4 protein-coding genes and 5 pseudogenes are annotated in these 6,807 nt (G+C 59.5%); 8 read left to right on the top strand and 1 reads right to left on the bottom strand.

Features of this window, described 5'->3' with window-relative positions; genetic code table 11:
* From DRB19_RS31405 to DRB19_RS28245, 6 genes and pseudogenes are all read left to right on the top strand, one after another.
* A pseudogene (locus tag DRB19_RS31405) lies at positions 1-636 on the top strand (IS66 family transposase); the annotation flags it as partial.
* A 33-nt stretch (positions 637-669) separates the two neighbouring features.
* Positions 670-1,218, top strand: a pseudogene (locus DRB19_RS28265) (transposase); the annotation flags it as partial.
* 16 nt (positions 1,219-1,234) lie between these two features.
* Positions 1,235-1,543, top strand: a pseudogene (locus DRB19_RS28260) (integrase core domain-containing protein); the annotation flags it as partial.
* Positions 1,544-2,179: 636 nt separating this feature from the next.
* Positions 2,180-2,851, top strand: coding sequence for a class I SAM-dependent methyltransferase (locus tag DRB19_RS28255; protein WP_170285169.1), 672 nt, complete (start codon positions 2,180-2,182; stop codon positions 2,849-2,851).
* A gap of 129 nt (positions 2,852-2,980) precedes the next feature.
* Positions 2,981-3,199 (top strand): annotated as a pseudogene (locus DRB19_RS28250) (IS110 family transposase); the annotation flags it as partial.
* Between the two features lie 2 nt (positions 3,200-3,201).
* Positions 3,202-3,661 (top strand): annotated as a pseudogene (locus tag DRB19_RS28245) (IS3 family transposase); the annotation flags it as partial.
* A 194-nt stretch (positions 3,662-3,855) separates the two neighbouring features.
* On the opposite strand, the gene DRB19_RS28240 reads toward DRB19_RS28245, so the two are convergent.
* Positions 3,856-4,803: an IS110 family transposase gene (locus tag DRB19_RS28240; protein ID WP_114189294.1), complete on the bottom strand. Its 948-nt coding sequence runs from the start codon at positions 4,801-4,803 to the stop codon at positions 3,856-3,858.
* Positions 4,804-5,123: 320 nt separating this feature from the next.
* Between DRB19_RS28240 and DRB19_RS28235 the strand changes: the two genes are divergently transcribed.
* The gene (locus DRB19_RS28235) at positions 5,124-6,164 is read left to right on the top strand and encodes an IS110 family RNA-guided transposase (RefSeq protein ID WP_114189293.1); all 1,041 of its coding nucleotides are present in this window, start codon (positions 5,124-5,126) and stop codon (positions 6,162-6,164) included.
* A 442-nt stretch (positions 6,165-6,606) separates the two neighbouring features.
* On the top strand, positions 6,607-6,807 hold a 201-nt coding region (locus DRB19_RS30880), incomplete at its 3' end, for a hypothetical protein (protein WP_210207552.1).

Here is a 6,807-nt window from a genome sequence, read left to right as displayed (position 1 = left end):
CAACGCCTACCATTGGGTATTTCGCTGTTCGGAGGCGATCGTCCATCACGCCTCGCCGACCCGGTGCCCGTCCATCGTGGTCCAGACCATGATGGACGGGCACCGACCCGACGTCTGGTGCTCCGACCGCTATAGCGCGCAACAGGGCCATGCAGATGCCCACCAGACCTGTCTGGCTCATCTCGCCCGCGACGCTGCCTATGCCGATGAGGTCAGCGCAGATGTCCTGCCAACCCGCCTCAAGTTGTGGCTGCACCGGGCCTTCGCCCTGGCGGAGGAGGTCGGAACCCTTGCCGCCTCGACCATCGCCCGCAAGCGCCGACTCTGGAGCGAAGTCTGGACGCTATCCTGGCCGCGCCGACATCCTGCGCTCTGGCCCGCGCCCTTCAGAGCAAAGTCCGGCGAGCCCGCGATCAGCTTCTGACCTTCACTCAGTGGCCCGGCATGGTTGAGGCGACGAACAACGCCTGCGAACGCGCCCTCAGACCCGCCGTCATTCAGCGCAAGGCGACCAACGGCTACCGGGCCATGTGGGCCGCCGAGGGCGAAGCGGACATTCGAACAGTCGTTGACGCGGCGCGTCTCGATCCAGGAACCAACGCGTTCAAGACAATCCTTCAGACCGTGTCCGCCTGAACCTCAGTTCAGGATGGGCCGTGGGTAATTGCGCTCGTCCGGGCCCTAGCCGCTTGGCGGCCGGACCTGAGCGCCTATCGTGATGTGGAATCCGCCTACCGCATCAGCCTCAAATCCCTCACTCGCCGATACCTCGAACTGTATGATGAGATCGCGGACCTCGACACGAGGATCGGGGCCATCGTCGATGAACTCGCCCCCGACGTGGCACGCCCCTCGATCAGGCATACCAGCGCCGCAGAGCACCTGCTCACGGCCGGCGATAACCTGGAGCGCTTGCGCTCGGAAGACAGTTTTGCCGCGCTGTGTGGTGTGAGCCCGGTGCCCGCTTCATCCGGCAAGGTGATCCGGCATCGGCTCAAGCGGGGCAGCGACAGGGCTGCGAACAGCGCCCTGCACATCATCGCGATTGCCCGCCTTCGAACTGATCCGAAGACAAAGGCCTATGTGGCGAAGCGGATCGCGGAGGGACATTCGAAGCTCGACGCCATTCGATCCCTGAAGCGCTATACCGCCCGCGAGGTGTTTACGCTCATCATGCGCCGCCAAAAGGAGATCAATCAGACGCGGATCACCGCTTGACAAACAGAGGGGCGTCAGGGGAGCCCAATACGTGTCGATTAAGTACACCAAGCGTCTTGCTGAGGCTGGCATCGAGCCGTCGGTCGGCAGTGTCGGGGATTCATATGACAATGCCCCGGCTGAGACCGTGATCGGCCTCTTCAAGGCTGAGGTGATCTATCGGCGTCGTGCGTGGCGCTCCTTCGAGGCCGTCGAGTTCGCCACTCTTAAATGGTTCGACTGGTTCAACAACCGGCGCCTGCTCGAGCCCATCGGCAACGTCCCGCCCGCCGAGGCGGAAGCCGCCTACTACGCTCAGCTTGAGGTTATGCCGATGGCCGCGTAGAATCCAAGTCAATCAGCCTCCGGAAAAATCGGCGCGATTCACGCGCCCTCGACACCATTACCGCAAAGGATGCCCGAGGCTGGTTCAGGCACGCTGGCTATGCTCTACACTGATCCGAAATGCGCTTTAGCTCGCGCCTGTCTCCCTTCCGCGGCGGCTGCCTGTCCGGACGTCAGCGGCATAGGAACGCCGGTCTCCTGCCACTCCACCCGCAGGCTCCGCTTGCTGTTATAGCTATTGATTAGGCCCAGTCGCACGAGAAGCCGCCCTCGGGCCCGGAGAGAGCCCGCACACGGCCATATTGGTCGCGAGCTGCATTGGGAACAATAGCAGAAAACTATAATCCAAAATGGTTCGGTCCCTAGGGGTTCAGATCATCAGCGGTTCGCCCTAATGTATGAAACCTCAGGACGCGGTCTAATTCCTGCTTTTGGTGCTGAAGGGGCAAGCTTGAGGCTCCAGTCGGCCCAGCACTTATACTGTGTATCTGCGAGCGTGAGGCGAACCAACTGTTGCCGTTTAATATATTCCGCAAGCGTATTGGTGATGAAAGAAATAGTTTTCACAAAAGCTGTGAATCTCTCTAAAGCAATTATTCCTTATCGACATCGTATGTTCATAAGGAAGATTCTAGGCATGGCGGCCCTGTCGGATGACGATTTTGTGGGTTGCACAAATAGGGAAATTTTCTCCAGAACGTATGAAAAAAAGCTGTGGGGCTGGAGCGGGACGCGCAAATATTATTCAGGACATGGCTCACATGAGCGTGAAGTTGTTACAGGATATGTAAACGCGTTGGAGCATTTTCTGGTAGGCCTCGCTGGTCCAAAAATCATAGTAGACCTTGGGTGTGGCGACTTCAACGTTGGATCCAGATTGGTTCATCTCGCCTCAAAATATATCGCGTGTGACATTGTTGATGGCCTTTTGAAAGAAAACAGAAAATTATTCAAGTATGATAATTTAGAATTTAAAGAACTCGATTTAGTAAATGATGAAATACCGATGTCTGACGTCATTATTGTTCGTCAGGTTCTTCAACACTTGTCTAACAACGATATTCACAAATTTATAGACAAGATTCATCATCGATGTAAATACTTGATAGTTACTGAGCATCTTCCAATCAGGAGCGACTTCCTTCCAAATATTGATAAACCATCTGGGCCCGGGTTCAGGGTTTCTTTTGAGAGCGGTGTTATTCTCACGGAGCCACCATTCAATCTACTTGTATTAAACAGCCAAGTTCTCTGCGAATTCAAGGAACGGGATGGCATAATTCGTACCTTCGCATACCGGCTGCAATAGCCTTCCTCAACCGCTGTTTCTCCTGCCTTTGCAATTTGCAGAATGGTTCACGGGCATCGGATTGCACTTGCCGCCAAGCGTGGCTGTCTCTTATTCTGGAGAAAACGCGTCATGGACGGGGCTGTAAGCCTCGGCAAGGCCAAGGCCGTCACTGCGACCGCCCGCAAGATTGCGGTGCTATTCTACAACGCCCTTCGCCATGGCATGGATTACGCTGACCCGGGAGCGTCCTATTACGAGGAGCGATATCGGAGGCGGGTGATCAACAATGTGCACCGCCGCGCCAGGGCCCTCGGCTTTGTGTTGCAGGAGGTCGCCGATGACGCTCCCGCGGGGGCTGTTTCTTAGGAAGCCATCGGCATCTTCGCGGAGGTGCCGAAATGAAGTTTGGCTTCATCGAGCAGTATACCCGCACGTTTCCGGTGCGGCTCATGTGCCGCGTGCTCGGCGTCTCGCCCGGCGGCTATTACGCGTGCCGTTCCCGGCCCGAGAGCGCCAGGGCGATTGCCAACCGGCGCCTGCTGAAGGCGGTGCAGCGGCTCCATGCTTGCCATCAGGGCCGCTATGGCACCCTGCGCATGCACGCGGTCTTACGAGCCGAAGGCTATCGGGAGCCGCGGCCGGGTCGAACGCCTGATGCGCCGGCATGGCATCAGTGCCCTGGCCCGCCGCCGCTTCCGGCCGACCACGACCGACAGCCGGCATGCGATGCCGACTGCGCCCAACCTGCTGCTGCAGGAGTTCACCGTGTCCGCCTCAAACCAGGTCTGGCTGGCCGACATCGCCTACAGTGCGCCTCGTCCCGGATGGTCCGGGGTGGATATGTCTGGAATGCAATGAGAAAAGAGGAAAGGAGAACGCCTTGCCCCCTGCTGTGAGGGGGCATGAGCTCAAGCGGCGGTGACCTGCCGTCAACTGGCACGGTGACCTAGCCCGCAGGTAAAGGGGATTGAGGCGAAGCCGTTATGCCGAGATGGTTCCCGAGGCTAGAGTATCCGTCTTGATCAAGCAGGTTGTGGTGTCCAGTGCCGCTGGTCTCGCAAGAGTGCATTAGCCAGGATGATGAGCTTTCGCATGATCGCAGTCAGGGCAACCTTGGCGGGCTTTCCCGCCGCGACCAAGGCTTGGTACTTGGCTTTCAGATCCGGATTGAAGCGGGCTGCCACCAGGGCCGGCATGTACAGCGCCTGACGCAGGTTTGCGCGACCACCTCGGATCATGCGGCGGCTGCGTGAGGTCCCGCTGTCATGCGCGACTGGGGCCACGCCGGCGAGACTTGCCACTTGGCCCTGATCGAGGCTGCCGAGTTCAGGCATATCGACGAGCAGGCTCAAAGCGGTGGCTTGGGCGATGCCCGGAATGCTCATGAGGATGGCCAGTCGCGGGGCGAGATCCGCATCCCCCTTACACAGGTTGAGGAGGTGGGCCTCAAGGGCGGCAAGCTGGTGGGCGATCTGGCTTAGCCGCTGCGTAAGGTGGCGCCGCAACAAGGGCGAGCGCACGGTCTTCTGCCGATTGAGGGCAGCGGTGCGATCCTTGATCAAGGCCTGGCAGGCGACCAACAGCTCCTTCATCGCGTCCAGAGTTGGACTGAGCACAGGCCGGGTGGGCGGCTCGAGCAGCGCCCCAAAGCGCGCCAGCAGGGCTGCGTCGAGCCGATCGGTTTTGGCGAGTTGCCCGAGCGCTTGAGCGAAGCGGCGGGCGTGGCGGGGATTGATCTTCGCCAAGGGCAGACCCGCGGCCGCGAGAGAGCGTTCCAGGGCACGGTGGTAGGCTCCGGTGGCTTCGAAGACCACGCGCTGAATGGAATGCGCGGCCAGCCAGACGATGAGCGCACGATGGCCCTGGGCATCGTTGGTAAAGTGGCGGGCCGCCCCGTCGGGGCAGAGACAGACATCGAGACGATCTTTGGCAATGTCGATGCCAGCGGTCTGTGGTATAGGATGATCCATCTTTTCCGCGTCCTTGGCTTGTTGCGGGCCATCACGCCCGGGTATCCGTTCAGGTCACGAAGAAAAGAGAGGGGTGGTCCTACTCTAGCCCGACCCGTCCGGTCTGCAACGGAACGACCCATCCCCTCCCACCAGCGAGCTCGCGACCCGCTGGCGGTGTCCTCATCTTGCTCGATCAGGGCGTAAAATCATAAGACAAATGTTTAGATGGGGTATTCGGCTTGAGCCCCATCTGCAACGGCCATGGTTAGAAGGCAGCGCTTCGAGCTGATGATAGCGTGAGGGTGTCCCCTCATAAGCATCAGGAAAGGGTGCGCAGCATGAAGCACTACGCCGGACTGGACGTCTCTCTCAAAGAGACCTCGATCTGTATCGTGGACGAGACGGGTTCCATCTGCCGTGAGATGAAGGCCCCCAGCCATCCTGAGGATCTTGCCCGGGTGCTCCAGGATCCGACCTGGCGGCTGGCTCGGATCGGGCTCGAGGCCGGCCCCCTGTCGCAGTGGCTGTTCAGCGGATTGGCCGAGGCTGGCTTGCCGGTGGTCTGCATCGAGACCCGCCATACCAAGGCGTTCCTCAAGGCGCAGGTGAACAAGAGTGACCGCAATGATGCTCGCGGCATCGCCCAGATGATGCGGGTTAACCTGTTCCGGCCGGTGCACGTCAAGTCCGTCACAAGCCAGCTGCGTCGGGCTCTGCTGACCGCCCGCAAGCTGCTGCAGGAGAAGGCGATTGCGATCGAGAATGACATCCGCGGTCTGCTGCGCAACTTTGGTCTCAAAGTCGGCATCGTTGGCGCAGCCAAATTCGACATCCGCATTCGCGAACTCCTTGATTGTCTGCCTGACCTGGCAGAGATCATAGAGCCGCTGCTGGCCAGCCGGCGAAAGCTTCGAGAGGAGTTCGAGCGTCTTCACCGCAAGCTGCTGTCGATTGTCCGCGACGACGGTGTTTGTCGACGCCTGATGACCATTCCTGGGGTCGGTCCCGTTGTCGCTTTAGCCTATTCCAGTACTATTGACGTTCCGGCTCGCTTCCGGAGCTCCAAAGCCGTGGGTGCTTCCCTGGGGTTAACGCCGGTGCTTCATCAGTCGGGTGAGAGCAACCGGATCGGCCGCGTCTCCCTCTGTGGGGATGGCATGATGCGAACGCTGTTGTACGAAGCCGCTCAAGTCATGCTCACGAATGTCCACGTGAGGTGGTCGTGGCTGAAGGCATGGGCGATGACTATCGCCAAACGGCGTGGTGGGCGAAAAGCCATTGTTGCGCTGGCCCGGCGTCTGGGCGTGATCATGCACCGCATCTGGAGCGATGGCACCGTATTCCGCGGGACGAGGGAAAGCATCCCCGCAGCTGTCTAAGATGCCATACCGGAACGCGCGATGAGATAACTCGAATTCCGCCAGAAGGCGGAAGAAAGACGTCCTTCGCAGGACGATGGATCAGGCGAGCTCGTGGATGCGCTTGTATCGGCCGCGCTGCCGCGGCCAGAACGCCCCATAGATTGAGCCACCTTATCCTACGAATCCCATGGTGGGAGGGCCAATGTGTCGATCCCGGAGAGAAGCAAGGCCCTGCGAGAGACGACTGCCTGGAGGTGGGATGGCCGATGCCTTAAAAGCGCTTGACTTGGAGGGGCCGAATAGAGAAGCGCATCCCTCCATTCCGGCGATAAGGATGCACCATCAAACCCTGGGATCAAACATCTAAAGTATTGGAAGTTTGAGGAACACGAACCGGTTCACTCGCATCTGAGGGCTGGAATGTCGCCTCCGCCTACACGGCTTAACAGGCGGAGTGCTGATGGTGTCGCCGGACACGTATGACGGCGTGCATCCTAACTTGGGCAGAGATGTAGAACGCTCGCGAAGGGCCATGGGGAAAACACAGCCAGACCATGGCATCGGCATCGACTTGCAAAATGCAACAGCCTTCGATTCGGACGCCGGTCTCATCGCAAGCGATAACCCGGGCCTCGCGCAACGCCGTGACGGCCTTGTCACG

It is taken from the genome of Microvirga aerophila (assembly GCF_003332305.1).
Taxonomy (GTDB): domain Bacteria; phylum Pseudomonadota; class Alphaproteobacteria; order Rhizobiales; family Beijerinckiaceae; genus Microvirga; species Microvirga aerophila.
Note: the sequence above shows the minus strand (reverse complement) of the source record. Positions and strands in the feature narration are given on the sequence as shown.

What these genes read in the sequence shown, in the direction of transcription:
- DRB19_RS28255 (WP_170285169.1), top strand. Translation starts at nt 2,180, where the DNA reads ATGGCGGCCCTGTCGGATGACGATTTTGTGGGTTGCACAAATAGGGAA.
- DRB19_RS28240 (WP_114189294.1), bottom strand. Translation starts at nt 4,803, where the DNA reads ATGGATCATCCTATACCACAGACCGCTGGCATCGACATTGCCAAAGAT.
- DRB19_RS28235 (WP_114189293.1), top strand. Translation starts at nt 5,124, where the DNA reads ATGAAGCACTACGCCGGACTGGACGTCTCTCTCAAAGAGACCTCGATC.